Source organism: Vibrio sp. OPT24 (assembly GCF_015163545.1).
GTDB lineage: Bacteria > Pseudomonadota > Gammaproteobacteria > Enterobacterales > Vibrionaceae > Vibrio > Vibrio cyclitrophicus.
In genome coordinates, this window is record NZ_JADDYI010000005.1 from 106,820 (window position 1) to 132,948 (window position 26,129).

Sequence of the window (26,129 nt, forward strand, 5' to 3'; positions counted from 1 at the left end):
ATTCCAGTATTTCATGATTGACTTCACAGTAAACTATCAAATTTGAGTAGAATACTGACATTTGGTGATACATCGGTTCAAACTTTCGGAGCTTATGTGGCCCGATCAGTATTGCCTCTCAGCATCGTGGCTTGTAAAATAGTACGACATACCTGCTGTTGTTTTTTATATGAATCATTTATCGTTTTTCTGGCTACCACAAAATAAAGCTCTTCTATTAAAGGGCCTAGAATCAGAGTTTGCCCAATTAGTTGGTCATTCTATCTCAGCGGGAAAAATAACACTTCCTCCTATACCTAACGTTGTACTCAAAATTCAGAAACTTTGTACCCTCGATTCAACCGGGATTGCCGAAGTTGCCGAGTGCTTACTTGAGGACCCGGGCCTCACGGCCGTTGTGATTCGCGTTGCTAACTCTGTCGTCTTTAACAGACGCAACATTACTTGCGTCGATATTGTGACAGCGGTTTCTCGCCTCGGTATATTGAGAGTACGCGACATTGTTACAGCTCAAGCAATTGAGCAACTCAAGCATTCAGTAAACCTTAGCAACGAATGTAACCAACTTTTGGTCCAGAGTGCTTCTGTGTCCAAAGAGCTTGGCGCGACCATGGTTCTCGTGACCAATGGATTCAAAGAGCTTTCCCCTATTGAATATCGCTATCTTGAACATGAAAAATCATTGCTTGTTGGGTTATTAGCAGACATAGGTTTGTTCTGTTTAGTCAGCGAATATCACCTCTATCTCGAAAACGGTAACTACCTCAACCACGATATCGCCCTGCAAATCTTCCAAGGTCAGTGTTCGGCGACAAGTAAGCTAGTTTTACGACGTTGGGGTTTCGATAGCGACTTTATTGATGTGTGTAGCAACACCATCAATATACAAGAAGAGCGTGAAGTGTCTTACCTGGATATCGCTAGAATTGCTAACCACCTATTGATGTTCAGAAACAAGGACGAGAACATCGACGAGCACGAAGTTGAACTGAATGTGACTGGTGCAGAGGTGCTTTATAAATTAAGCAACTTGAGTAAACATGATTTTAATGCAAAGCTAAACGACGTTATAAACACTAGCGGCTTCTAGGCAACCGTTAAAAGCTAAGTATATGTAATTTGAAGTAAATGCAATGGGGAAAGCATGTTTACAGGGATGATCTTTATATTTGCACCACTCGTCGTGGGGTATCTTTTTTCTATTTCAAATATTCAAACGCTAGAGTTTATCAACCGCTCTACCTCGCGTTTAATTTACGTGATCTTGGCGCTTATGGGCCTAAGCTTAGCCGCGCTTGATAATCTAGGTAGCAACCTGCAGACAATCCTTCTATATACTGTCACTTTCTTTGTTTGCTTGGGTGCTTGTAACCTAATGGCACTGCCTGCTATTGATAAATTACTGCCACTTCAAACTGACAGCAGCAAAAAGAAGCTCCCTCTGTCCTCTATGGCGATGGAATCGGCCAAGCTAATCTTAGTGGTGGGCTCTGGCCTTATCGCTGGCTTGGTGTTGCCTATCGGCCTGGATTGGGTCGATACCGCCAGTGAATGGATTTTGTTTGTACTTCTGTTCTTCATCGGCATCCAACTTCGTAATAGCGGACTAACGCTTCGGCAAATCTTGCTCAACAAGCACGGCATGGTTATCGCGGTAACAATCGTCATCACCTCATTGGTAGGTGGCGTTATCGCGGCTTATCTTCTTGATATACCTCTGTTCAAAGCTTTGGCGATGTCTTCAGGTTTTGGTTGGTACTCATTGGCCGGTATTTTGATGGGTGACGCCTTTGGTCCAGTCTATGGGGGGGCGTCCTTCATGCTTGAGCTGCTAAGAGAACTGGTTGCCTTGGTATTGATTCCAGTTCTGATTCGTAGCTATCCATGCACCTCGATTGGTTATGCGGGGGCAACGGCGATGGACTTCACCTTACCTGTGATTCAAACCACAGGAGGCGTTCGATGCGTTCCTATCGCGATTGTCAGTGGCTTTATTTTAAGCTTGCTTGTCCCGATTTTGATGTTGTTCTTTGTATCTCTTGCTAACTAGATCGCAGGAATAGTAATTGTTTTAGATTAGAATGCATCTCGAATTGAAATGCCCAAGATACCGATACAGTTACCGAAATAAAAAGACACGAAGTGTCATTGCTCAACAAATAATGATCACGGTACTCTGTAACGACAAAGTTATAAAAAGAATAAACTTACAAAAGGAACCACTATGAAACGCCTTTGCGTCGCATTACTGCTAGCTTCAACTTCTACTTTCTCTTTTGCAGCAGATTCTATGTCTGAAACAAATCAGTGCCAAGCAACAAAATATGATGCGTACATCGACGCTTCTTTGAATTGGTATGCCGACCTTGCTGCTTTAACGTCTGAACAGTACCCAGAGTTAACAGAAGTCAGTGAGTGGTTCCTAGAAGGTCGTAAACACCACTTTGAACTTAATCGTGCCGCGGTCAATTACTACCTAGTTAACGACTCAAGTAAAGTCGCTACTGAGCAGCCAGTTGAAGGTTGGTTGCAATTAGAACAACACGACATTAAGACACTTTCAACGCGTAATGATGAGCTTGGCCAAATCGCAAAAACAACGTTCGATGACCGCCAATCAACGCCTCACGCTCAAAACTACGAACTACGTTCAGCGTTTGCAGAATTGCTTAGTCACCCTAAGCAGATCGACACAGCACTGCAGCGCTACAACCAGTCAATTGCTAAACTTGAAGCGATTAAATGTAAATAACCCCTCATTTAATATGCTTTTTTGAGAAGTTGGATTTCATAATTAAGACGGGACATTGTTCCCGTTTTCGTTTAGATTGTCCCGCTCGCGTCAATATAAAAAAAAATAACTCGCTTGCTATGGTTACGGAACAAAAAACAGCAGATGTTAGCTTCGACAGTCTTTTACGTATCTTCACGGTACCTGAAGGCCCAGATTCAACACTCACTCAAATTGAAGACAAACTTTCACGAAACCTGAATCAATTCTTACGTGAACACATTGTGGCTGAAGAAAAGCCGCTGCGTGAAATTGAGAAAGATTTTTCAAATGCTCATATCCCTGAGCAGCCTGAATTTGTTTCTGAACATACTGAGCATCTACTCGATTCTCTCGTGTCTCATTCGGTACATACGTCGTCGCCAAGTTTTATTGGCCACATGACGTCTGCCCTGCCGTATTTCTTGATGCCGCTTTCTAAGATAATGATTGCCCTCAATCAGAATCTAGTAAAAATCGAGACCTCAAAAGCTTTTACTCCCCTAGAACGTCAAGTTCTGGGCATGCTACATCGCTTGATTTATCAAGATAGTGATCAGTTTTACTCTCGTTGGATGCACAGCGCAAACCACTCTCTAGGTGCGTTTTGTTCTGGAGGTACCATCGCGAACATTACTGCGCTTTGGGTTGCACGTAACAATGCACTGAAAGCACAAGGTTCGTTCAAAGGTGTCGAGAAAGAAGGCTTATTCAAAGCCATGAAGCACTACGACTATGAAGGCCTTGCCATCTTAGTCTCTGAACGTGGTCACTACTCTCTTAAAAAAGCCGCTGATGTACTCGGTATCGGTCAAGAAGGCCTAGTGTCTGTTAAAACCGACAACAACAACCGAATTTGCACAGACGATCTAAGACTGAAAATAGAACAACTCAAGCAGAACAAGATAAAACCTTTCGCTGTTATTGGCGTAGCGGGTACAACAGAAACCGGTAATATCGATCCGTTAAGAGACATTGCCGAGGTATGTGCTGAATCTGATTGCCACTTCCATGTGGATGCTGCTTGGGGCGGCGCGACTTTAATGTCGAATAATTATCGCCACCTGCTTGATGGCATTGAGCTGGCGGATTCAGTTACGATTGATGCACATAAACAGCTTTATATCCCTATGGGTGCGGGTATGGTTCTGTTTAAAAAACCAGACGCAATGACTGCTATTGAACATCATGCTCAATATATTTTGCGTAAAGGATCTAAAGATCTCGGCAGCCATACGTTAGAAGGCTCTCGCTCAGGCATGGCCATGCTGGTTTATGCTTCGATGCACATCATCAGTCGTCCAGGTTATGAGCTACTGATCGACCAGAGTATTAACAAAGCGCGCTACTTTGCCGACTTGATCAAGCAACAAAACGATTTTGAATTGGTATCAGAGCCTGAACTTTGCCTACTGACTTACCGCTATGTGCCTGAATCAGTTAAAGCCGCCCTACTTAAAGCCGATGCAAAAGAACGTATTGAACTGAATGAGTTGCTGAACGAGCTCACTAAGTTCATTCAGAAAAAACAACGTGAAACAGGTCGATCTTTTGTTTCAAGAACTCGTTTGAACCCTGAAGTTTGGGCGCATCAACCAATCATCGTTTTCCGTGTTGTGTTAGCGAACCCACTAACAGGCAACGACATTCTTTCTTCGGTACTTGAAGAACAGCGCGAAATATCGACACTAGCCCCTAACTTGATGGGTAAAATCACCAAGTTGGTTACGCAAATCAACACATAGCCATTCAATTTTAGTTGCATCAAATTGAAAATTTCTTTCTTTTTGATGTAACTAAGCTGTCAGTTCGTACTCAATTTGCACTCTTTTTACTCAAAATCTCTTCCAGTTCTGTAGTTTTCTAAAATTTTGTTGAGGTTTGTCATATTCTTAAGCATTCATGCCGTGTTTTTGTATTAGTAAATAGTATGTTGGGTTTATACTGACTATATGGTGCTAGTTAGCTTGATATCTATTTGAAGCAGCGGTATTTACATGCAAAAAAATATTTTGAGTCATGTTTTACTGATATTTGTTTCAGCCATACCCCCTGGTAAAAAGATATTAACTAGCAAGTTGTTCTCTATACCCTTGTGAACACTATGAATACATTAGAAAAAATACAAAAAAACCTGGAAAATTTCAGCAAGTCTGAGCGTAAGGTAGCCGAAGTAATTATGGCTTCCCCTCAAACTGCAATTCATTCTAGCATTGCTACCTTAGCTAAAATGGCTGACGTGAGTGAGCCAACAGTTAACCGCTTCTGTCGTCGTTTAGACACAAAAGGCTTCCCTGACTTTAAACTTCACCTAGCTCAAAGCTTGGCGAACGGTACACCTTACGTGAACCGTAACGTTGAAGAAGATGATGGCCCAGATGCTTATACACACAAGATTTTCGAATCGACTATGGCTTGTTTAGACGTTGCTAAAAACAGTCTCGACGCGATGCAGGTAAACCGTGCGGTTGACTTGCTGACTCAAGCAAAACGCATTTCGTTCTTCGGACTGGGTGCCTCTTCTGCTGTAGCCAAAGATGCTCAAAACAAGTTCATCCGTTTTAATATTCCGATCACATGTTTCGAAGACATCGTGATGCAACGAATGAGCTGCATTAACTGCAGTGATAACGACGTTATTGTTCTTATCTCTCATACAGGCCGAACTAAAAGCCAAGTTGAGATCGCGAACTTAGCGCGTGAAAACGGTGCGACAGTTATTGCTATCACAGCAAAAGACTCTCCACTAGATAAAGCGAGTTCATTGTCTATCTCATTGGATGTACCGGAAGACACAGACGTTTACATGCCAATGGCAAGCCGTGTCGTTCAAATGACGGTTATCGATGTGCTAGCAACAGGCTTTACGCTTCGTCGTGGCTCTGGTTTCAGAGAGAACCTAAAACGCGTTAAAGAGTCACTTCGTGATTCACGTTACGAGAAGTACTCTCAGTTCTAACCTGCTAAGACATGAACAGAAAGCACATGACTTGAGAACAAGTCGAATTAAAAAACGGAGCCTAGTGCTCCGTTTTTATTTGTCTTTCCGAAAGAATTTTTTTAATGTTCTCTTTACCAAAACAAATACGGTTAAATAGTCCAACTATTGCCTTTTTCAACCACTCCGTTTTCAGACGCATAAGAATTAATATATGTAAAACTCGACTCAACCTCTTGAGACCGATCTTTTTGATTCAATAAAGCGTTCTTATCAGAGCTCTGATCACAACAGCACTCCTCACAAACTTGCTGTAAAATATGTACTAACCTTTCTCGATTCAGCGGTAGCGGATTGCCTTTAATTGCGACCGATTTTAATGCATCGGCTGACACTTCATCAAACTGAGCGGCACACACACCAAATTCGAGTAGACTTGGTAACTGGAGAGTATTTAATGTTCCAGATAACCAAGAAACGGCCTCTTCCTCTTTAGCCTCTATATTATACGTCACTATTTGAGCAATTCGTTTATAACGTACTAAGATGTCGTCTCGTTTCTGTTCTCTTGCTACGGCAATGTTTTCTAACATTACATATGGCGCTAACCGAGCCGTAATAATACTGTGTGGCGCAGAAATTTTACCACCTAGCGCAGACGCTAAACCATGAGCAGCACCAAGCTTAGCATTAGTGATTGCCATTCCACCAAGCATAGAGGCAAACGCTAGATCACAACGTGCTTGTGGCTCATCATCAATACATGCCCGAACCACAGATGAACTCAATTTACGCAGCCCTTCCTCGCAAATCATATCGGTCAGCGGGTTAGGGTCACCACACACATAGGCTTCCATTAAATGAGTAAATGCATCCATCGCACCACGCCCCGATAGATACAGATTAGTGCCATGAGTTAAAGTAGGGTCAACAATCGCAACGTTCGCCAGCATGTCTGGGCTTCTAAGGCTAACCTTGACTTGATCTTGGCCTGATTTGAGCACCGCATTCTTAGTTACTTCTGCCCCCGTACTCGCCGTTGTAGGGATAGCGATAAACGGAATAGGTTTGGTTTTCAAAGGAACATTACGACCAACCACTTCTACATAGTCGTATAAATTACCTTGATTAGGTAGAATCGCCGCTAAAGCTTTCCCCATATCAATCGCACTGCCTCCACCCATGGCCACTACCATGTCAGGTTTAAATCGACGAGCAGAAATGGCGGCTTCTTCTACCATTTTTATGTTGGGTTCACCTGAGACCGCAATGTGTTGATAACGTATGCTTTGCGCATCAAAGTAATCGGTGACGATTGAAGTTCGTTCTAACGTATTACCAGTAACCAATAGAACACTGTAGCCATATTGATTAAAGAGAGACAATGAAGCCTTTAATGCCCCATCACCAAAGATGATCTTTGTAGATGTCATAAACTGAAACATGGTGCCTCCTGCGCCTATGTATGACTAAACAAAACTGCGAACTCTTGGTATTTGGAATATGACGTTTGTGTTTCAAACATAACCACGATATTGACGTAGTAACATCAGCGAAGAATACAGAGTGTGGTTCTATATCTGTTTCTAAGATGCCTCGTTCTGCAGCTGATTTTTTTGACGAGGTGCAACTTGTCGTATTAAAGACAGATTAAAGTCCTATTTTTAGGGGTAATTCACATTCTTATAATAAGGGTACTCATCGTCAACATTCACAAGAGAACTGCCATGTTCTTTTTTATGAACATTATTTGCTCTGATAGGCAAAACCTATTGTATTAAGAGGCAATTCCATCTTTATTTCCCTAAGGCATTAGGGCATAGTTGGTTTCAAGAATTTTTGAGTCGTATTCAGTTTAAGAATAGTTGACATATTTAGGTTAACGAGCCTCATCCCGTATTTAGGAGAAATGAAATGTTTGTAGTTATTTTTGGTCGCCCAGCTTGCCCATTCTGTGTTCGTGCAAAAGAGCATGCTGAAACTCTTAAAGCGAAGCGTGATGATTTCAACTACCGTTATGTTGATATTCACGCTGAAGGCATCAGCAAAGCTGACCTGGAAAAAACAGTAGGTAAGCCGGTAGATACAGTGCCACAAATTTTCATCGACCAAGACCACATTGGCGGTTGCACAGAATTTGAAGCATACGCAAAAGAAAACTTAGGCCTTTTTGACTAAGCTAAATTGTCTCTTACGAGCATCGAGGTTAAAGCCTTAAGCAGCTAACCAGTTTACCGTTAGACTGTCAGATTTATATAAAGCCCGCTCCCTGTAGCGGGTTTTTTTCATAACAAGTTTTCGTACCGAATAAGAATCAGGTCAAAATCAAGTAAAATAGCAAAATATCGCTTATAATTTATTTATATTTAGATACAATTCACCTCTCAAACTTACCCTGTGTTTCACGCCAATTATTGAGCGACCGCTGTGAATATCGACGTTGTTTTTCTGCTAGAACAAAACCCTATCCTTCTCATCTTTGTTGTTTTATCGATTGGTTTAGCCATTGGTAAAATTCGTTTCGGTAGCCTCCAACTCGGCAACTCAATCGGTGTTCTGATTACTTCCCTTATCATGGGACATCTGGGTTTTTCGTTTAATGCAGATGCGCTCACTATTGGCTTTATGCTCTTCATTTACTGTGTTGGTATCGAAGCTGGGCCTAATTTCTTCGGTATCTTCTTCAGAGACGGTAAGCATTACCTTATTCTTAGCCTTGTCGTACTCTCTACCGCAATTGCTTTAACGTATTTCAGCAGCCACTACCTTGGTTTAGACTTTGGCTTATCAGCAGGCATGATGGCGGGAGCCCTAACGGCAACGCCGATATTAGTTGGTGCTCAAGATGCTCTCAATTCTGGGATTGCAGAATTACCAAGAAACATGGATTTAGGTTTGATCATCGAAAACCTTTCTGTGGGTTATGCGATGGCTTACTTAGTCGGCTTAATCAGTATGATTATGTTCGCTCGCCTCATTCCAAAACTTCAAAAAGTAAACCTGCATGACTCAGCAGAGCAAATCGCTCAAGAACGCGGTCTAGGGGCATCTGGCCAACGTAAGGTTTATCTTCCAATAATTCGTGCTTACCGCGTGGGACCAGAGCTTATATCTTGGACAGACGGTAAGAACCTGCGTGAACTAGGTATCTATCGTCAAACGGGTTGTTACATTGAACGTATTCGCCGTAACGGTATTCTCGCCCACCCTGATGGTGACGCAATTTTGCAAGAAGGCGATGAGATTGCATTGGTAGGCTTCCCTGATAGCCACGCTCGTCTCGACCCAAGCTTCCGTAATGGTAAAGAAGTTTTCGACCGTAACCTTCTCGATCTACGAATCGTAGAAGAAGAGATCGTCGTTAAAAGTGACAATATCGCAGGTAAACGTCTTTCAGATCTCAATCTGTCTGAGTATGGCTGTTTCCTTAACCGCGTAGTTCGAGCACAAATTGAAATGCCGATGGACTTAAACATCGTGCTTTCCAAAGGCGACGTGCTGCAAGTGAGTGGTGAAAAGAGTCGTGTTCACGGCTTAGCTGAGAAAATTGGTTTCATCTCGATCCACAGCCAAATGGCAGACTTGATGGCTTTCTGTAGCTTCTTCATTCTGGGCATTTTGTTTGGTTTGATCACCATGACATTCGGTCAGGTTTCGTTTGGCTTAGGCAATGCAGTCGGCCTGCTATTGTCGGGGATCATGCTTGGCTTCTTAAGAGCAAACCACCCTACCTTTGGTTACGTACCTCAGGGTGCGTTAAACATGGTCAAAGACCTCGGTTTGATGTTCTTTATGGTCGGTATAGGTTTAAGCGCCGGTGGCAAGATATTCGAGCACTTAACCCAAGTTGGACCACAGGTCATTGGTATTGCTCTGGTGGTGAGTGTTCTACCAGTATTCTTCGCCTACTTGGTCGGCGCTTATGTGCTGAAGATGAACCGAGCTTTATTATTTGGAGCCATCATTGGCGCTCGAACCTGCGCGCCTGCGATGGATATCGTAAACGACCACGCTCGCTCAACCATTCCGGCTCTGGGTTATGCAGGTACCTATGCGATAGCCAATATATTGATGACCTTAGCGGGTACCTTCATCATCATTATTAGCTAATCTCTTAGGTGTTAAGAGCGCTTTAGGTTAGATATTTTTAATGCACTAATTCACCTTTGGATTAGTGCATTTTTATTACTCGTTATATTCTTCTCTTTTCCCTATCTTTCTCATCTGTCTTTTAGCTCTCTGCGCATATCAAATCAGCTCGTCATTTTTCTCAAACTACAGATAAAAAAATAGGCGCTCAATGAGCGCCTATTTCGTTTTATTCGATTGTTCGAATTAGATGTCAGCTACATCAAATTCAACCGCTGTATCAACGTCAGCTTCGTAATCCACACCTTCAACACCAAAACCGAATAACTTCAAGAACTCTTCTTTGTACTCGACGTAGTCTGTCAGTTCTTTTAGGTTTTCAGTTGTGATTTGAGGCCATAGGTTACGGCAATGTTCTTGGATGTCGTCACGAAGTTCTAGGTCGTCTAGGCGTAGACGGTTCACTTCATCAACTTCTGCAGCGCTACCGTCTTCTTTGTATAGACGTTGGCTGAACATGCGGAAGATCTGTTCCATACAACCTTCGTGGATACCTTCTTCACGCATCTTCTTGAACACCATAGCGATGTAAAGAGGCATAACAGGGATAGCCGAGCTTGCTTGAGTCACAACAGACTTAAGGACAGCAACGTTTGCTGTACCGCCAGTTTGGCCTAGCTTCTCGTTTAGCACTGATGCTGCACGGTCTAGATCCATCTTCGCTTTACCTAACGCGCCATCCCAGTAGATTGGCCACGTTAGTTCAGTACCGATGTAGCTGTAAGCAACTGTCTTACAACCGTCAGCTAGAACACCAGCTTCTGAAAGCGCGTTGATCCAAAGTTCCCAATCTTCACCGCCCATTACAGTAACAGTGTCTTTAATCTCTTCTTCAGTAGCAGGCTCTACGCTTGCTTCAATGATCAGGTCTTTGTTCGTATCAACAGCCGTGGATGTGTATGTTTCACCGATAGGTTTTAGAGCTGAACGAATCACTTCACCAGTCTCTGGCATTTTACGCACTGGAGACGCCAGTGAGTACACAACCATATCGATTTGGCCTAGATCTTCTTTGATCAGGTCAATTGTTTTCTGTTTCGCTTCGTTAGAGAAAGCATCACCATTAAGGCTCTTTGAATACAGGCCTTCTTCTTTAGCAAGCTTGTCGAACGCTGCTGAGTTGTAATAACCAGCTGTGCCCGGCTTTTTCTCAGTACCGGCTTTCTCGAAGAAAACACCGATAGTTGAAGCGCCGCCACCAAATGCAGCCGCAATACGTGAAGACAAGCCGTAGCCACTTGAAGAGCCAACAACTAATACACGTTTAGGTGCGTTTGCGATTGGACCTTGAGCTTTTGTGTAAGCAATTTGTTCTTTTACATTAGCTTCACAACCGACTGGATGTGTTGTAGTACAGATGAATCCGCGAATTCGAGGTTTGATGATCATATTCAACTTCCTTAAAAAATCAGGTTAAGGATAAAAGTTTCGTACGCAAATGGCATCTAATTTCTGTAAAAATGTGGTGAAAATGCAAGTGGTTGGAGCACTCAACTGATATTTGCTGACTAAGTCACCATTTGTTAACGCATCTATTGCGACTTCTGCGACAAAAACAAAAAAGGCACCTTATTAGGTGCCTTTTATCGTTTCTTTATCTAAGCAACGCTATTTAGCTTAGGTTTTAACTCTTTTCGCGTCAAAGTTTCACTAAAGTCATGACTGAAGTGGTCAACTTGAATCGCGGTGTAACGCAGTTTATCAGCAGCGACAATTTGGTCGACTTCTTCTTGCGTTAGAACATCGGCAGCAAGTGCTTGAGCCAGTTTGTCGGCCAGCAAGCCTTTACGAGCCACTTTGCCTTCTTTCACTGCTTTGAAGATCTTACGTTCCAGAGGCTTGATGCTGTACATCGCGTTAAAAGCGTTCTCCATAAGACCAATACTGTCATCCTCTTCCTTGCCGATGTAGCAAAGATGAGTCAGACGTTCACGGTGCGCTCCCGGAGTCATCAAGCTTTCAGCTAATTGAACCGTTAGATTGTCACTTGGTTTTTCGAAGTGGTTACCTACAGGGAAAACTAAACCTTTCAGCACTTTCCCAACCATCTTGTTAGGGAAGTTACGGTACGCTTCTTGTAGTGACTTAGCCGCATTGTGGAAACAGTGTTGAACTGCGTAGTGTACGTAGTCTAGATCAGCTTGTTGACGACCTTCATCCTCGTACTTCTTAAGCGCAGCCGAAGCCATGTATAGGTAACTTAGGCCATCGCCCAAACGTGCAGAGATAAGTTCTTTACGTTTCAGCTCACCACCTAGCGTCAGCATTGCGAAATCCGCACTGACTGCAAGCGCACGGCTCAAACGAGTTAGATCTTGGTAGTAAGGTTTCGTTGGACCACTCATGTCGGCTTTAATAAATTTAGAGCCAGTTAGTGCTGCACCAAAAGCACCGAACGTGTTTTTAGTTGCGTGTGAGATATGCTTGAACAACAAGCTATCAAAGTCTTTTGCACCTTGCTTCTCATCTGGGTTCGCTGCCGCTTCCATTTCGCTCAATACGTATGGGTGACAACGTGTCGCACCTTGACCGAAGATCATCAGGTTACGAGTTAGAATGTTCGCACCTTCTACTGTGATTGCAACTGGAATACCTAGGTAAGGCGCAGCCAAGTAGTTCATTGGGCCATCTTGAATTGCACGACCTGAATGGATATCCATTGAGTCATTCAAAATAGTACGTGCCATTTCTGTCATGTGATATTTGGCGATAGCCGTTACGATACCCGGCTTCTCTTTCATATCAAGTGAAGTGGTTGTCAGTGTACGAGTCGCTTCTAATAGATACGTTAAGCCACCAATACGGCCTAGGCTCTCTGCAACACCTTCAAACTTACCAATCGACATACCGAACTGCTTACGAACATAAGCGTACGCGCCGGTCGTTTTCGCTGTTAGGTGGCCCATCGCCGTGCCAAGTGCGGGTAATGAGATACCACGACCTGCAGACAAACATTCCACCAGCATACGCCAACCTTTACCTGCGTAATCTGCGCCACCGATTAGCCATTCCATAGGAATAAATACATCGTGACCGCGTGTTGGACCATTCATAAACGCAAGACCAAGTGGATCATGACGCTCACCGATCACAACACCTTCGTGGTCTGCTGGGATAAGCGCACAAGTGATACCGATGTCTTCTTTGTCACCCAGTAGCTTTTCTGGATCGTGCAGTTTGAAAGCCAGGCCAAGTACCGTAGCCACTGGTGCTAGCGTAATGTAACGCTTGTTCCAGTTAAGCTTGATGCCAAGTGTCTCTTTGCCTTCGTGCATACCCATACACACAGTGCCTACATCAGGGATACCGCCTGCATCAGAACCCGCTTCAGGGCCTGTTAATGCGAAACATGGTATATCTGTACCGTCAGCTAGACGTGGAAGCCAGTAATCTTTTTGCTCTTGAGTACCGTAGTGAGACAGTAGCTCACCAGGCCCAAGAGAGTTTGGAACCATTACCGAAACCGCAGTACTGATACTGCGAGTCGCAATCTTAGTTACGATAGTAGAGTTTGCGTGCGCTGAAAATTCACGACCGCCGTACCCTTTCGCAATAATTAACGAGAAGAAACGCTCTTTGCGTAAGAAGTTCCACACTTCCTCGGGAAGGTCTCGGTCTTCTTTTACAATTTGGTGGTCATCAAGCATAGCGAGCAGGGTCTCAAGTTCATTGTCCATGAACGATTGCTCTTCTGCTGTTAGCTGAGGTTTTGGATATTGATGCAGCTTAGTGAAATCTGGTTTACCAGAAAACAGCTCTCCGTCCCACCAAACACTACCCGCTTCCATCGCTTCTTTCTCGGTGCTAGATAGTGGTGGTAGTACTTTTTTAAAGAGTTTAAAAGCTGGGTCACTTACCCATTTTTGTCTTAGAGAGCTCATAGTTCAGATCCTTTTGTTCACTATATTGTTTGTGAATATTTTACTTTTTATTGTTTTATTCTTTTGCTGACATACCAGCGGCTAAATATGGAATGAGAATATCGACCACTGATTTCGCATCTATCTTTCTGTCATAGTCATTCTCTGCAATTTCTATGAGGGCTTGGCTAGATGCCATGGTGAACACACAAGTCCCTAGGGTGAAGTGCAATCGCCAAAATAACTGTTCTTGAGTAAGGTTCGGATTCGCCTTCATTACTGATGTCGTAAACAAAGAAAGTACTTCGCTATAACGAGTAGTAATAAACCAACGCAGGTGCCCTTGCACATCCGTATAGCCTCTACCGATAAGCAACATGAAGCGACTCGTACCGTTTGGTCTAACATCGTTGAGTGCTCTTAATGGCTGTCTTAAAGACTCAAACACGTCACTCATAGAATACGTTTCGTTCAAGTTTAAGTTCACTAGCGCATCTTGTAGAGCTGGCATGAATGCCTCTAAGTACCGATTGAGTACCGCACGAACCAGAGTTTTCTTATCGCCAAAGTGGTAATTCACTGAAGCTAAATTGACATTGGCTTTACCCGTAATGGTACGTAAAGAGGTGTCATTAAAACCGTGCTCAGCGAATAAGCCTTCAGCCACATCTAAGATTTTGTCTTTGGTTGTACTTCTTGGTGCCATTTCAATCACTCGTATTAAACAACTGTTTGAAATATACTCTTAGTACATTTATTTAACAAGCAAGCAACATCACATTTTCACAAATTGGTCGTACCAGTTGGAAAAAGTCGACACTAACCAATTGAATCGATGTGTGTTTACAAAAAAAGGAAAAATTAATGAATTTTCTTGGAACTGAAATAGAAATGGAGGGTCATAAATTAAGTAGAAAACAGAGTATTTAGAAGTTTAACAGGCCGTCAAACTTGTTCTTCTCACTGCTTTCTTAATTACTGCATTTTCCTTATTAACTCCTATACTTGTATCCGCCCAAACCGTGTTGGTTTGGGCTTTTTTTTGTTTGTTGTTTAGGGTGAAACCTTACTTACCCTTCTTCACAGCTACAGCTACAACTACAACTACAAACTAAACAGCGCGATCGATTCTTTATATATTGTCATTTTTTACTAAAAATCGAACTACCACGCTTGGCACATTGCTATCACTGAGATACGTATTTCAAACAACCTCCTAACCAACGTTTACCAATCTCTGCCCAAGCCGAATTCTAGCCTTGCATTTATTTTCAACACATTTACTCGAAACTTGCCACCTGTCACAACTGGTAAATTAATCAATAGCGGTAGAGACTTACATTCGAAATAAAGCCAACAAACTTAGCAATTTCTAGCAGATGTCCTAAGCTTCGTTTAATACCCTTCTCAATTAAGTAGTTAAACGCTAGTTGGGAGGCGGCGGGAGCTTTTAAAAGTAGAAGGAGACCTACTTTGAGACTGTTTAAATTACCCATCATCTGTTGCTTAGCTATTGCAACCCCACTCTCTGCTCAGACTTTAGAACAGGCTGTTGCCATTACTTTGGCTACCAATCCTGAGATAAAAAGTATTTTTAATGAGTTTGTGAGTGTACAAAAACGAAACGATGCCGCAGGTGGTGCTTATAGGCCGAGTATCGATCTTGATGCTGGTATTGGCTATGAAGGCATAAACCCTGCGCCAAACAACGGTCCTGATACCGATCTCACACGAAAGGAAGCCACCATATCCCTCACTCAGTTGTTGTGGGATGGTTCGTCGACTCTCAATGATATTGACCGTACTGCCGCAGAAGCGGAATCGGTTCGCTTACAATTACTCGCGGATGCCGAAGACAAAGCGCTAGAGGTCACACAGATCTACCTGGATGCAGTCAAAGCAACTGAAGTTTTAGCCCTTTCGGAAAGTAACCTTGCTATCCACAAGAAAATCTATAAAGACATCAAAAAACGAGCAGCCTCAGGCATAGGCTCAACCGCAGATGTATCTCAAGTAGAAGCTAGGATTGCAAAAGCGCACGGCAATTTATTAGCCGCACAGAACAACCTAATTGATACCCACACTCAATTTAGAAGAATAGTGGGTCAAGAACCGCTTGGCTTGGTCTACCCAAGAGCCGATATTTCTATGATTCCTCTGTCATTATCAGACGCCCTTGTTAATGCTCTGGACCAACACCCGGTAATCAAAGTCGCAACTGCAGATGTCGATTCGGCACACTTCCAGTACAAACAATCAAAAGGGGTTAACTACCCGACTTTCTCTATCGAGGCATCTCAATCATGGCGCGATGATGCGGGAGGCGATGAAGGTTCGAGCCAAGAGACGTTGGCAATGTTAAGAATGCGATACAACCTCTACAACGGTGGTACCGATAGTGCTAATTCAGAAGCTGCAGCTTACCAACTTAATAAAGCGAAGGATCTAAGAGATCGTGCTTATCGACAAGTGGAAGAAGGCCTTCGCCTATCTTGGAGTGCATTGGATCTGACGTTGCAACAAAAGAACTTCTTGTCTGATCACGTGGATTCGGCGTCAGAAACCGTTATCGCTTATGAGAAACAATATCGAATCGGCAAACGTACGCTCCTTGACCTGCTTAACACCGAAAACGAATTGTTTGAAGCCCGTAAAGATTACTTAGATGCGCATTACTCTGAACAGTACGCTAAATACCGTGTAATGAACGCGACAGGCTCTCTATTGAACGCTCTACTGGTCGACATTCCAGACGAGTGGACAACGGCCGTGGAGTATTAATGATGAAAATACCTTATTTATTGCTTTCCGCATTAACGATAACGCTATGTGCATGCTCTAGCCAAAATGAAGAGCCCTACATAGAAACGCCAGAAGCGGAGCAAATTTCAGACCTGCAAGACGATGATAATGATGGGGTGGTCAATGCACGAGATACCTGCCCAAGTACACCTAGAGCGTCATTAGTTGATAATGAAGGTTGTGGCGAGACTATACGCTCAGAAGAAATCAGACAGCTGAACATCCTTTTCGCCAATGACTCCTATGAAGTTAACCCTATCTTCTCAGATCAAATCACTACCATGGCTGAGTTCTTAGAAACCTACCAAAGTGCATCGATAGAAATTCAAGGTTACGCCAGTAAAGTCGGCGCGAGTGAATACAACTTAGAGTTATCAAAGAAGCGCGCTCACCACGTTGAAGATGAATTATTGTCGAATGGTATAGACCCGAGCCGAGTAAGAGTTGTCGGTTACGGTGAAAACCGCTTAGAGAGCGATGGCAACGATGCTACTTCTCATGCACTGAACCGTCGAGTAACAGCAACGGTTGTCGGGCTGAATGAGCAGATCGTCGAGGAGTGGACCATATTTACCACGCTAGAAAAATAACATGACACTGTCACTCTGGTCATCCAAAACGATCCGCAATTCATGCCGATCAAAATAATGAGTTGAATCTAGGAGTTTTAGAGTATCAATAACTAACCAAACTAAAAATACTAGCAGTTAGGATCAATAAAGCCGTGATAGGAAACCCCATCACGGCTTTTTTGTTCTTTGCTATCACATGAATCGGGGAGGATGATTCTGTGACTCGTCTTGCTACTCAGAAGTTAGCTTGTTAATCAGTGAATAGGCTCGCCGTTAAACGAGCCTACCGCTGATTATAGTTTTACTTCTTGTTGCTTTGCTGTTTTCGGTAAAGAAACGCTTAGCAGGAAGTAACCTAGAATTGCAGCTGTTGTAGACCCCATCAGGATGCCTAGTCGAGCTAGTGTGTCAAACTCTACATTCGTTGGGCCAAACGCTAACGAAGAGATAAAGATAGACATTGTAAAACCAATACCACACAGGACAGATACTGCGAAGATGTTCATAAAGTTCACACCTTCAGGGAGCTTAGCAACACCCAATTTCACCGCACCCCAGCTGAATGCAAAGATACCAAGAGGCTTACCAATCAATAGACCCATAGCGATACCAAGCGGTAGCATACCTGTTAGGCTTGAGATTGAGATACCTTCCAATGAAATACCTGCGTTTGCAAAAGCAAAGACTGGCAAGATTGCAAAAGCGACGTATGGGTGCAGAGCATGTTCTAGATGCTTCAGCGGAGAATGTTCACCTTTATTGCCTTTCAGTGGGATAGCAAAACCAATCACTACACCAGCCAGCGTTGCATGAACACCAGACTTCAATACTGCAAACCACAGAATTGCACCAACAATGAGATACACACTCAGCTTAGTTACATGCTTGTTGTTTAGCATGAACAGCACACCAGTTGCGATGAAACCAACCGTTAGCGCAAGCGTTGATAGGTCGCCTGAGTAGAACAGTGCAATGATAACAACAACGCCAAGGTCATCGATAATTGCTAAAGCCAATAGGAACACCTTCAAGCTAACCGGTACACGGTTACCAAGAAGCGCCATGATACCTAATGCGAATGCGATATCAGTTGCCGCTGGGATAGCCCAACCTTGAAGCGCTTCTGGGTTACTTGAGTTAAATAGCACGTAAATAAGTGCCGGAGCTAGCATACCGCCAACGGCTGCGATAGCTGGGAAGATTGCTGTCTCTTTAGATTTTAATGCACCTTCTAAAAGCTCACGCTTAACCTCTAAGCCGATTAGAAGGAAGAACACTGCCATTAAGCCATCGTTAATCCAGTGAGACACAGACATACCCAAAACGTAACTATGTAATACGCCTTGGTACATTTCGTTCAGTGGTGAGTTTGCTACAAACATTGCGATCGCCGCAGCGATGACTAGTATGATGCCGCCAGCAGATTCCATTTTAAAGAAGTCACGGATGACGTCGGTCATGATTTCGCCCTTATATTTATTATTTAAATAAACGAATAACAAAGAATAGCCATGAGTTTATATCCAAGCTTTCTCGATAGATAATCACTTCTTCGGATGTTTAACTTCGGTTTTTCCTACAAATACTAAACAATACGTCGTATATTCCATAATGTTATTATGTCACATAAATTAAGTATAGATGAGATAGCCGAGTCTGTATGCACATTTAGTTTAAGCTTTTTAGAAACCTCAAGCATAAAAAAGGCTATCAAATGATAGCCTTAGGTGTTTTTCAGTAGCCGGTTAACTGCATAAAGCCCGTCGCTTCATGGCTTCCGCTGGCCATTATTGGCCCTTCCCAATATGGTATGACAAATGGAAGCCACATATCTCTGCGTTTAATGCGCGTTGTGAGATTGATATTGTGCTGTGGCACGTTGATTATCCATTGAAGGGGCATTCTTCTGCCATTCAATAACGTTGTGTTCTGCAGAGGCTTGATAGAGATATCAGAGTCTGTTAAGTGATAAACCTTACCTGAGCGAGTTGCCAATGTACCAAAAACATAAGGCAATTGTTGGTTGTGACGATAGCGATTGATACTTAACGCGGTGCCATCATCAAGATTAAACACAAACCAATCCCAACCTTGTTGACCCACTCCAAGTAAGCCACTGCCCCACTCTTTATGCACCCACGCCGTACCTTCAACTTCTTTGGTAACACCATCAAGGTTCAACACTCCACTCAATGATAAAAAGGGTGCGCTAAAGTTGTAAGAAGCGACAGGTAGTAGATCGTGTTTTTTCTGATAACCATTGTCCCCGTTAAGCACGTACGGCCCTTTAGCCACAGTGTCCAACTCGAGACCAAATGTATCGGTTTTGACTTGAAGACGGCCAGGAAACGGCGTATTACCCAATGCTCGCCAGTTCCAATTATCAATCCAAATTCTAAACGGTCGATTTGTCATTCCCGCTTGACCAATGCCACCACGAGCTAAACGTTGCTCTTTCCAAACTTTCATCTCAGAAGAGATCACCACATTTGAAATATAGATTTGCGGGCTTTGCCACCCCGGAGTTTCGCGTTCATCTGTTGCGATACGAAAGAAACTCCATTGAACCGAGTACTTTTTACCATCTTTCCCTTTTAGGGACGCAAAATAATGCCACCATTCGTGTTGAAACTCTGGATGAAATTGGAAATCTCGCGGCAGAGAAACCGTTCTATCGGGTAACACTGGTTCAAATACATTGAAATGCTCACTGACCAGCACCGAGTTAACTTCATTGACGCCCTTTTCACCGACGTCAACGAAATAGGAGTAGTAAGCCCAGATACTTAAAAGCGCACCAAAGAAGCAGATCAACAAAACAGAAGAGATCAATCGGTGCCTGAATTTAATTGAATTATCGCGTTGAAGCATATTAAAGCGCATCCCTTAATGATTTCATCGGTGTGTTCCGAATCATTCTCATCACTGGTAAAGCACCAGCAAGCATTAATGCTGCCATGGCCCATGCAAATGTCACTAAATAATCCCATGGAATCACTTGTAACTCGAGTGACCAACCAAAAGATTGCTTAATCACGATATCCACGATCAAGCTCGCTAACGCTAAGCCAAGCGGAATGGCGATTAGTGAGGAAATAAGTCCAAATACAAACAACTGTAAACTACCAGTTAGGATCAGCTCTTTAGCCGAAACTCCCAAACAACGCTGTAATGAAATATGCCTTTGACGCGATACCTCGCCCGCAACAGTCGCAAAGAAGATACCGAAAACCGCAATCACTAAAGTGATGTTGCCTAGAGTGTCGGCAATAGCGAAAGTTCTATCAAACACACGCATCGCTTGGCTATGGATATTGTTATTATCGAAAATACGTTCCGACCCCAGCCTGAATACATTCTCTAGTCGGCTACGTAAGCCTATTGCATTCACGTCGTCTTTTAAAATGACGCCAAGCCCCACATTACCCCTGCCAGCAAAACCATACAGCCAGTTTCGATGGGACATCATTACTTGATGGTAAGGATTACCATAATCGTAATACACACCCACAACCTGCCAACCAGAGCCTAGGCTGTCATAAAGATCAATGTAGTCACCAGGACGAATACCCAGTTTCAAAGACATAGATTCACTGATCAATACGCCTTTAGAATGATGCAAGTGATACCAATAATTCGGAATACCTAACTTAATCGTTAGTGCTTCTAGTTCACCTTCTGATGGGCCAGTACTAACAACTTGAATACTGCCTACAGGTGAAGCGACGTCTTTTTCCCAACGCCACCACACAGAATCCACTTCAGGTTGATCTGACAACCAGTTGCTCATGCGAGCAGCGGCATTGTTAGTTGGGTATATATAGAGATCAGCGGCCAAACGCTGCGTTAGCCATTTATCCGTAGTATCTCTGAAACTGCCCACCATGGTTTCAACGCCAATATTAGCTGTTAACGCCAACATAAAGGCCATTGTCGCCACACCACGATAGCTCATACTCGAGGCTGCATCAGCAAAGAACCAACGAGCACGAACCCAACGCAAAGAGTAAGACAAACTATTGAACAGCTTCCACATCAAGAATGGCGTAAACAACGCGACACTCACCAGCATCAGGGCAATAATTGCAAAACCCGTTTCTTGGGTTTGGGGCGCTTGATACACAGCAACCGCAGCGACACAGAACCCACAACCCATTAAGGCTTGCCAAGTAAACTCGGTGCCAGCGAAGCGCATTAATGACAGTCGAGAGGTCAAACGAATAGGCTGAGATTTAAGCAAACGTACCAACGGCCAAGCGCACGCTAAGAATGCCCCAAGTAATGCCATTAATAAGCTGTAACCACTCCAACGCCAACTCCAGCTCAGCGTTAAGCCCACATTAGCATCATAAAGATCGCCCAAGCTTGAAGAAACTGCAGGTAACAGTTGATTCGCGAGCATCAAGCCAAAAATATTGCCGCATATCCAGCTGAGTAAAACTAAGATCAATAGCTCTAAACAAAGCGCTTTCGCAAGTTGCCAACCAGACACACCTGTTTGTCTCAAGATTCCGACGAGTGGTTGGCGCTGAATGAAAGACAACGACATCGCTTGATAGAAAATAAACAAGCCCACCACAAACGACAACATACCCATGGCGGTTAAGTTCAAGTGGAAGGCACTGGTAAGAGATTCCAGCTCCGCCTTTGAACTACGAGTAATCGTTAATCCATTTGGTAGCATGTTCTTAAGACGCTCAAACTTTTCAGTTGGCATATCTGAACACGCAATCACCGAAAGCCCTGCACTGCGTTTTAGCATTCTGAGCAATGAGATATCCGCAATCAGGCGAGTACCATTAATAATATTGTCTTGATCGACAGCCACTGGCCCTAACTCAGATCCATCCATCAGATGGATGTAGTCGCCGTGTTTCCATTCCATGTGTTCAGCGAGATCATCACTGACTAGGATCGGGTATGGCGGTTTCATTAGATTTAAGGTAGTGAGATCTTTTAATGCAACACCCGGCTGTAGCTGAAGCATAGACACAGGGTCTAAGCCAATTAGCATGAAGTTCGCGCCGTTTTCATCAGTGATACGATGGTGGTCAAAAGGAGAGCACTGTTGAAAGCCTTCACGGCGAAGTTGGATATAAAAACCTTGCGGGATTTTATTAGCGTTGTGTTTTGGTCGAATACGATAAGGAAGAGGATTCGAAAAAAGTTTCTCGCCATGCGCATAGCTTTGCTTGGCGTGTTGGTTGATGGCAGTAACACCAACCAAAAGTGATACGCCAAGGGTTAAACCAAGCCATACCAAAATAATCTGAAGTGGGTAACGTCGATAGTGACCGAGTAGTGCCTTAACTACGGGCCATGACATGCAGTTGCCCTCCTTGTAGACGGATACGACCATCCATATGGAGCGCTACTTTTTCACTGTGCGTCACCAATAATAAGGTACACTCTAACTGACGAGCCAAAGAAGTAAGCAAACGCATTACCGCTTCCGCATTACGTTCATCTAAGCTTCCTGTTGGTTCATCGGCCAACAAAATTTTAGGTTCCATATACAAAGCACGAGCAATTGCCGCACGTTGTTGTTGGCCACCAGACGCCTCTTCAGGATAACGCCCCAGTAAAGGCATAAGGTCTAAAGCAGAAAGAATTTGTCTCCAGAGTCCTTTATCTTCTGGTAAACCCTTTAATTGACGGCAAAAGCGAATGTTATCGGCAATATTAAGCGTTGGCAGTAAGTTGAATTGCTGGAAGATATGGCCAATATTATTTCGGCGATAAGCAGTACGATCACGTTCAGTGGAGGCGTGCATGTTGAAATGAGGAAAAGCAATTTCACCTGAGTCTGCTAGGTCTAAACCCGCGATAAGATTCAATAATGTACTTTTCCCTGAACCGCTTTCTCCCATTAATGCGAGTTGATCGCCTTGGTTTAATGTTAACTCAGCACCTTGCAAAACAGGGTGGAACTCCCCCCCGTCGACATAGCCTTTACATAGGTCTGACAGCTTTAACATTAAACAGCTCACATTAGTTAGAATTTGGAAGGAGAATCTACACTAATTCCCTGTTAGGAGGAAGTATTTTGAAAGATAGATCACACGCCAACGAGAAAGTCATTAGATTGATGCGCCTCACTTCAACTTCCTATTAAGTTCTTAATCCATTTTCTTGTTTTCATTCGATAGAGCGAACCGCCCCACTTTATGACTTCTTCGGTAAGAAACAGTAAATACACCCATTCAGGCGGGAACTTGAAATAAATAGCAGCGATCGCGGCCAATGGAATGCCAATCACCCACTGAGCAATTAAGTCTTGATAGAGGCAGAACTTAACATCACCACCCGCTCTCAATACACCTACAATCACTGTCATTGGGATAGAACGGATAACAATTCCGACACTTAAAATGAGAATAAACTTCTCTGAGAGCGCTCTGGTTTCTTCAGTCAACGCGCTGAACGCATTAAGTATTGGTACTTGCACAAAATAAAGGAAGACCGCCACAACAATACTGGTCAAGAAACACAAAATGGTTAGGCCGAGAGCTTGATAGTAAACCGCTTCATTATTCTTTGCGCCAAGTTGATTCCCGACCAAAACAGAAGCTGCATTCGACATGCCAATCAATAGACTCAGCGAGATAGACTCAACCGGCGTCATTACTGACAGTGCCGCCAAACCTTGTACACCTGATTGCCCCATGATTGCGTGATAAGCAAAAAGACCACCAGCCCAAGCTAAGAAATTAAACGTCGTCGGCAACGATAACTTCAAAAAGCGAATCACTTTTTCAACGGTCGCTGCCGCTTTGATATCACAGAATTTAAAGGCTAATAAATGTTTAGAGAAATAGAGGTAACCAAACAAGGTCGCTACTTCAATAGCCCCACTCATTACCGTCGCAATCGCTGCGCCTTTTATTCCAAGAGCAGGAAAGCCCCAATTACCAAAGATCAGTACCCAGTTTAAGAACACATTAGAAAGGATGCCAATACCACTAAAGAAAGTACTGAGCCCTGGTTTATGCATCGCTCTCAAGCCAACAGCCATACTGCTCACACAGGATACCGCCAACATGCTAAATGAAGTGATAACGATGTATTCAATACCCAAGTTAATGACTTCTTGAGAGTCTGTCGTCACACCCATGATTTGCGCTGGGAAAGAGACAAAGAAAACAATAGTCAGTAAGGCAAACAACGTCGAAACCAACCAGGTCAGAGCGGTACTTTCTCTCACACCTTGTTTGTCCCCCGCTCCCCAGTATTGTGCCGTCAACAACGCGCCACCCGTGGTAACACCAACTAACATAATGGTCGTCACAAACATCGCACGGCTTGCTACTCCAACCGCCGCAATGTCTGCTTCTCCAAGCTGACCCAACATCAACACATCCACTAAGCCTCGGCTTGAAAACATAATGCTCTGCAAAGTGATAGGCAAAGCAATCGCAATAAGCCTACGAACAAAATCACCGCGAGTGTGATGAAGAATGGAAGAGAGCAACATAGAGATACCTAAACGGAACGTATTGATGAATAAAGATAAATATCACGCTATTATATCAATGTTCGGTTTTTAACCACAGATATAAATGGAGTAACAATGAAGAAAGTACTGGTTTTAGGCGCTTCTGGATATGTTGGTTCACAGCTCCTCCCCCTCCTGCTTGAACAAGGCTATCAAGTTACTGCAGCAGCAAGGCATATCGACTATTTAAAGGCACGAACAGAACCTCACGACAACTTGTCACTGGAATACCTTGATCTCGCAGATCAAGCGGCGACACAAGCATTGGTACCCGATTTTGATCTTATCTTCTTTCTAGTTCATGGCATGGCAGAAGGCCATGATTTCATTGATTACGAGCTCAACTTGGCGCGTAACTTTGTTTCGGCACTTGGACCGAAGAATCAACACATTATCTATCTCAGTTCTCTTCAGCCTCAAACGGGCGATTCAGAACACCTTCAAGCTAGAAAAAAAACCGGACAGCTACTTCGAAAAGGCCCCGTTCCAGTAACCGAACTCCAAGCCGGTGTTATTATCGGTCCAGGCTCCGCAGCATTCGAGATCATGCGAGATTTCGTTTACAACCTACCCATAATGATTGCGCCAATATGGGTGGACTCCAAAGCCAACCCTATCGCCTTGCAGAACCTTAACCATTACTTGCTGAAACTCGCACAGGACACACCCAATGAAAGCCAAACGTTTGAGGTTGGCGGACCTGATATTGTCTCTTACCGAAACCAGTTTGCTCATATAGCCAAAACAGCCGATCGCCCACTCAGGCTTTGGGCAACGTCATTACTAACGCCTCAAATCGCTTCCTATTGGTTAGGGGTAGTCACCTCCGTCCCTTCTAACATCGGCAGAGCGCTTCTCGCAGGCTTAAAGCATGACTTCATTGCCAGTTCGACCACCATTAGAGAAAAGTACCCTCAAAAGCTTATATCGTTCGAGAGCATGGTTGAGCAAGCCATTCACGCTGAAGGAAATTTCGTTAAAAGTAATGTCTGGGGCTTTGATAAAACCGCGTTCAAACGATGGCAAGCTGGATATGGCTACTACCCCAAGAAAACCGGTGCAAGCATCACTTCAACCGCGTCACTGGAATCACTGTGGAATGTCGCAAAGCAGATAGGAAGCCCCAAGCAAGGTTACTTCTTTGCTAACGCTTTATGGCGCACACGAGAATGGCTAGATGTTCTGTTTGGTGGCGGTATACCGGTTCGACAAATGCCTGAAGGCCCAAACTTAAAAGTGGGTGACAAAATCGACTCGTGGAAAGTGATCCGTTGCGAAGAGAATCAGTTCTTATCTCTGCTTTTCGGAATGAAAGGCCCTGGTTTAGGTCGGCTGGAAATTACCGTATCTGACCACGGAGAAGCTCGTGAACTGAATATCTCAGCTTGGTGGCATCCAAAGGGCTTTCTAGGATTACTGTATTGGTTTGCGATGATGCCAGCCCACCTGTTTATCTTTAAAGGCATGGTAAAGGCGATAGAAAAGCAGGCTAAAAAAGCTGATAAAAAACCATAACAGCACATGAAGTATTAGAGTAAAGAGA

At 43.6% G+C, this 26,129-nt stretch carries 19 protein-coding genes; 10 read left to right on the top strand and 9 right to left on the bottom strand.

What is annotated here, in order from left to right:
- Positions 1-169: 169 nt before the first annotated feature.
- The 5 genes from IQO02_RS02220 to IQO02_RS02240 all read left to right on the top strand — a co-directional run bounded on the left by IQO02_RS02220 (position 170) and on the right by IQO02_RS02240 (position 5,729).
- On the top strand, positions 170-1,090 hold the full coding sequence (locus IQO02_RS02220; protein WP_010441455.1) for an HDOD domain-containing protein: 921 nt from the start codon (positions 170-172) through the stop codon (positions 1,088-1,090).
- 54 nt (positions 1,091-1,144) lie between these two features.
- On the top strand, positions 1,145-2,050 hold the full coding sequence (locus tag IQO02_RS02225) for a lysine exporter LysO family protein (protein ID WP_010441460.1): 906 nt from the start codon (positions 1,145-1,147) through the stop codon (positions 2,048-2,050).
- A gap of 174 nt (positions 2,051-2,224) precedes the next feature.
- On the top strand, positions 2,225-2,752 hold the full coding sequence (locus IQO02_RS02230) for a hypothetical protein (RefSeq protein WP_010441462.1): 528 nt from the start codon (positions 2,225-2,227) through the stop codon (positions 2,750-2,752).
- 119 nt (positions 2,753-2,871) lie between these two features.
- Positions 2,872-4,515 (top strand): pyridoxal-dependent aspartate 1-decarboxylase PanP, encoded by a 1,644-nt coding sequence (gene panP, locus IQO02_RS02235; RefSeq protein ID WP_010441464.1) that lies wholly within the window; start codon positions 2,872-2,874, stop codon positions 4,513-4,515.
- 359 nt (positions 4,516-4,874) lie between these two features.
- On the top strand, positions 4,875-5,729 hold the full coding sequence (locus tag IQO02_RS02240) for a MurR/RpiR family transcriptional regulator (RefSeq protein WP_004734686.1): 855 nt from the start codon (positions 4,875-4,877) through the stop codon (positions 5,727-5,729).
- 131 nt (positions 5,730-5,860) lie between these two features.
- Here the strand turns inward: IQO02_RS02240 and IQO02_RS02245 are convergent, their stop codons facing one another.
- The gene (locus tag IQO02_RS02245; RefSeq protein WP_016793756.1) at positions 5,861-7,153 is read right to left on the bottom strand and encodes an iron-containing alcohol dehydrogenase; all 1,293 of its coding nucleotides are present in this window, start codon (positions 7,151-7,153) and stop codon (positions 5,861-5,863) included.
- Positions 7,154-7,622: 469 nt separating this feature from the next.
- On the opposite strand from IQO02_RS02245, the gene IQO02_RS02250 reads away from it, so the two are divergent.
- Complete coding sequence (locus tag IQO02_RS02250; protein WP_009847069.1) at positions 7,623-7,886, top strand: GrxA family glutaredoxin; 264 nt, start codon at positions 7,623-7,625, stop codon at positions 7,884-7,886.
- Positions 7,887-8,135: 249 nt separating this feature from the next.
- A complete protein-coding gene (locus IQO02_RS02255) occupies positions 8,136-9,818 on the top strand; it encodes an aspartate:alanine antiporter (RefSeq protein ID WP_010441471.1) in 1,683 nt (560 codons plus the stop codon).
- Positions 9,819-10,043: 225 nt separating this feature from the next.
- On the opposite strand, the gene fabV is transcribed toward IQO02_RS02255, so the two are convergent.
- The 3 genes from fabV to IQO02_RS02270 form a co-directional block, all read right to left on the bottom strand.
- Positions 10,044-11,246, bottom strand: coding sequence for an enoyl-ACP reductase FabV (gene fabV, locus IQO02_RS02260; protein ID WP_010441474.1), 1,203 nt, complete (start codon positions 11,244-11,246; stop codon positions 10,044-10,046).
- A 209-nt stretch (positions 11,247-11,455) separates the two neighbouring features.
- The gene (locus IQO02_RS02265) at positions 11,456-13,738 is read right to left on the bottom strand and encodes an acyl-CoA dehydrogenase (RefSeq protein ID WP_016793755.1); all 2,283 of its coding nucleotides are present in this window, start codon (positions 13,736-13,738) and stop codon (positions 11,456-11,458) included.
- Between the two features lie 55 nt (positions 13,739-13,793).
- Positions 13,794-14,423, bottom strand: coding sequence for a TetR/AcrR family transcriptional regulator (locus tag IQO02_RS02270; RefSeq protein WP_010441478.1), 630 nt, complete (start codon positions 14,421-14,423; stop codon positions 13,794-13,796).
- Positions 14,424-15,190: 767 nt separating this feature from the next.
- Here IQO02_RS02270 and IQO02_RS02275 point away from each other — a divergent pair.
- The gene (locus IQO02_RS02275) at positions 15,191-16,498 is read left to right on the top strand and encodes a TolC family outer membrane protein (protein ID WP_010441480.1); all 1,308 of its coding nucleotides are present in this window, start codon (positions 15,191-15,193) and stop codon (positions 16,496-16,498) included.
- Complete coding sequence (locus tag IQO02_RS02280) at positions 16,498-17,109, top strand: OmpA family protein (RefSeq protein WP_010441482.1); 612 nt, start codon at positions 16,498-16,500, stop codon at positions 17,107-17,109. Before IQO02_RS02275 ends, IQO02_RS02280 begins: the two co-directional genes overlap by 1 nt.
- Before the next feature lie 275 nt (positions 17,110-17,384).
- On the opposite strand, the gene nhaA is transcribed toward IQO02_RS02280, so the two are convergent.
- The 5 genes from nhaA to IQO02_RS02305 all read right to left on the bottom strand — a co-directional run bounded on the left by nhaA (position 17,385) and on the right by IQO02_RS02305 (position 24,565).
- Positions 17,385-18,551 carry a Na+/H+ antiporter NhaA gene (nhaA, locus tag IQO02_RS02285; RefSeq protein ID WP_010441484.1) on the bottom strand — a complete coding sequence of 389 codons (1,167 nt, stop codon included), beginning with the start codon at positions 18,549-18,551 and terminating at the stop codon, positions 17,385-17,387.
- A 274-nt stretch (positions 18,552-18,825) separates the two neighbouring features.
- A complete protein-coding gene (locus IQO02_RS02290; RefSeq protein ID WP_016784577.1) occupies positions 18,826-19,974 on the bottom strand; it encodes a lipocalin-like domain-containing protein in 1,149 nt (382 codons plus the stop codon).
- Complete coding sequence (locus IQO02_RS02295; RefSeq protein WP_010441487.1) at positions 19,964-22,417, bottom strand: ABC transporter permease; 2,454 nt, start codon at positions 22,415-22,417, stop codon at positions 19,964-19,966. Before IQO02_RS02295 ends, IQO02_RS02290 begins: the two co-directional genes overlap by 11 nt.
- Complete coding sequence (locus tag IQO02_RS02300; protein WP_010441489.1) at positions 22,398-23,069, bottom strand: ABC transporter ATP-binding protein; 672 nt, start codon at positions 23,067-23,069, stop codon at positions 22,398-22,400. Before IQO02_RS02300 ends, IQO02_RS02295 begins: the two co-directional genes overlap by 20 nt.
- 122 nt (positions 23,070-23,191) lie before the next feature.
- Positions 23,192-24,565 (bottom strand): MATE family efflux transporter, encoded by a 1,374-nt coding sequence (locus IQO02_RS02305; RefSeq protein WP_016767229.1) that lies wholly within the window; start codon positions 24,563-24,565, stop codon positions 23,192-23,194.
- Between the two features lie 96 nt (positions 24,566-24,661).
- On the opposite strand from IQO02_RS02305, the gene IQO02_RS02310 reads away from it, so the two are divergent.
- On the top strand, positions 24,662-26,101 hold the full coding sequence (locus tag IQO02_RS02310) for a DUF2867 domain-containing protein (protein WP_016799397.1): 1,440 nt from the start codon (positions 24,662-24,664) through the stop codon (positions 26,099-26,101).
- The last annotated feature ends 28 nt before the right edge of the window (positions 26,102-26,129 follow it).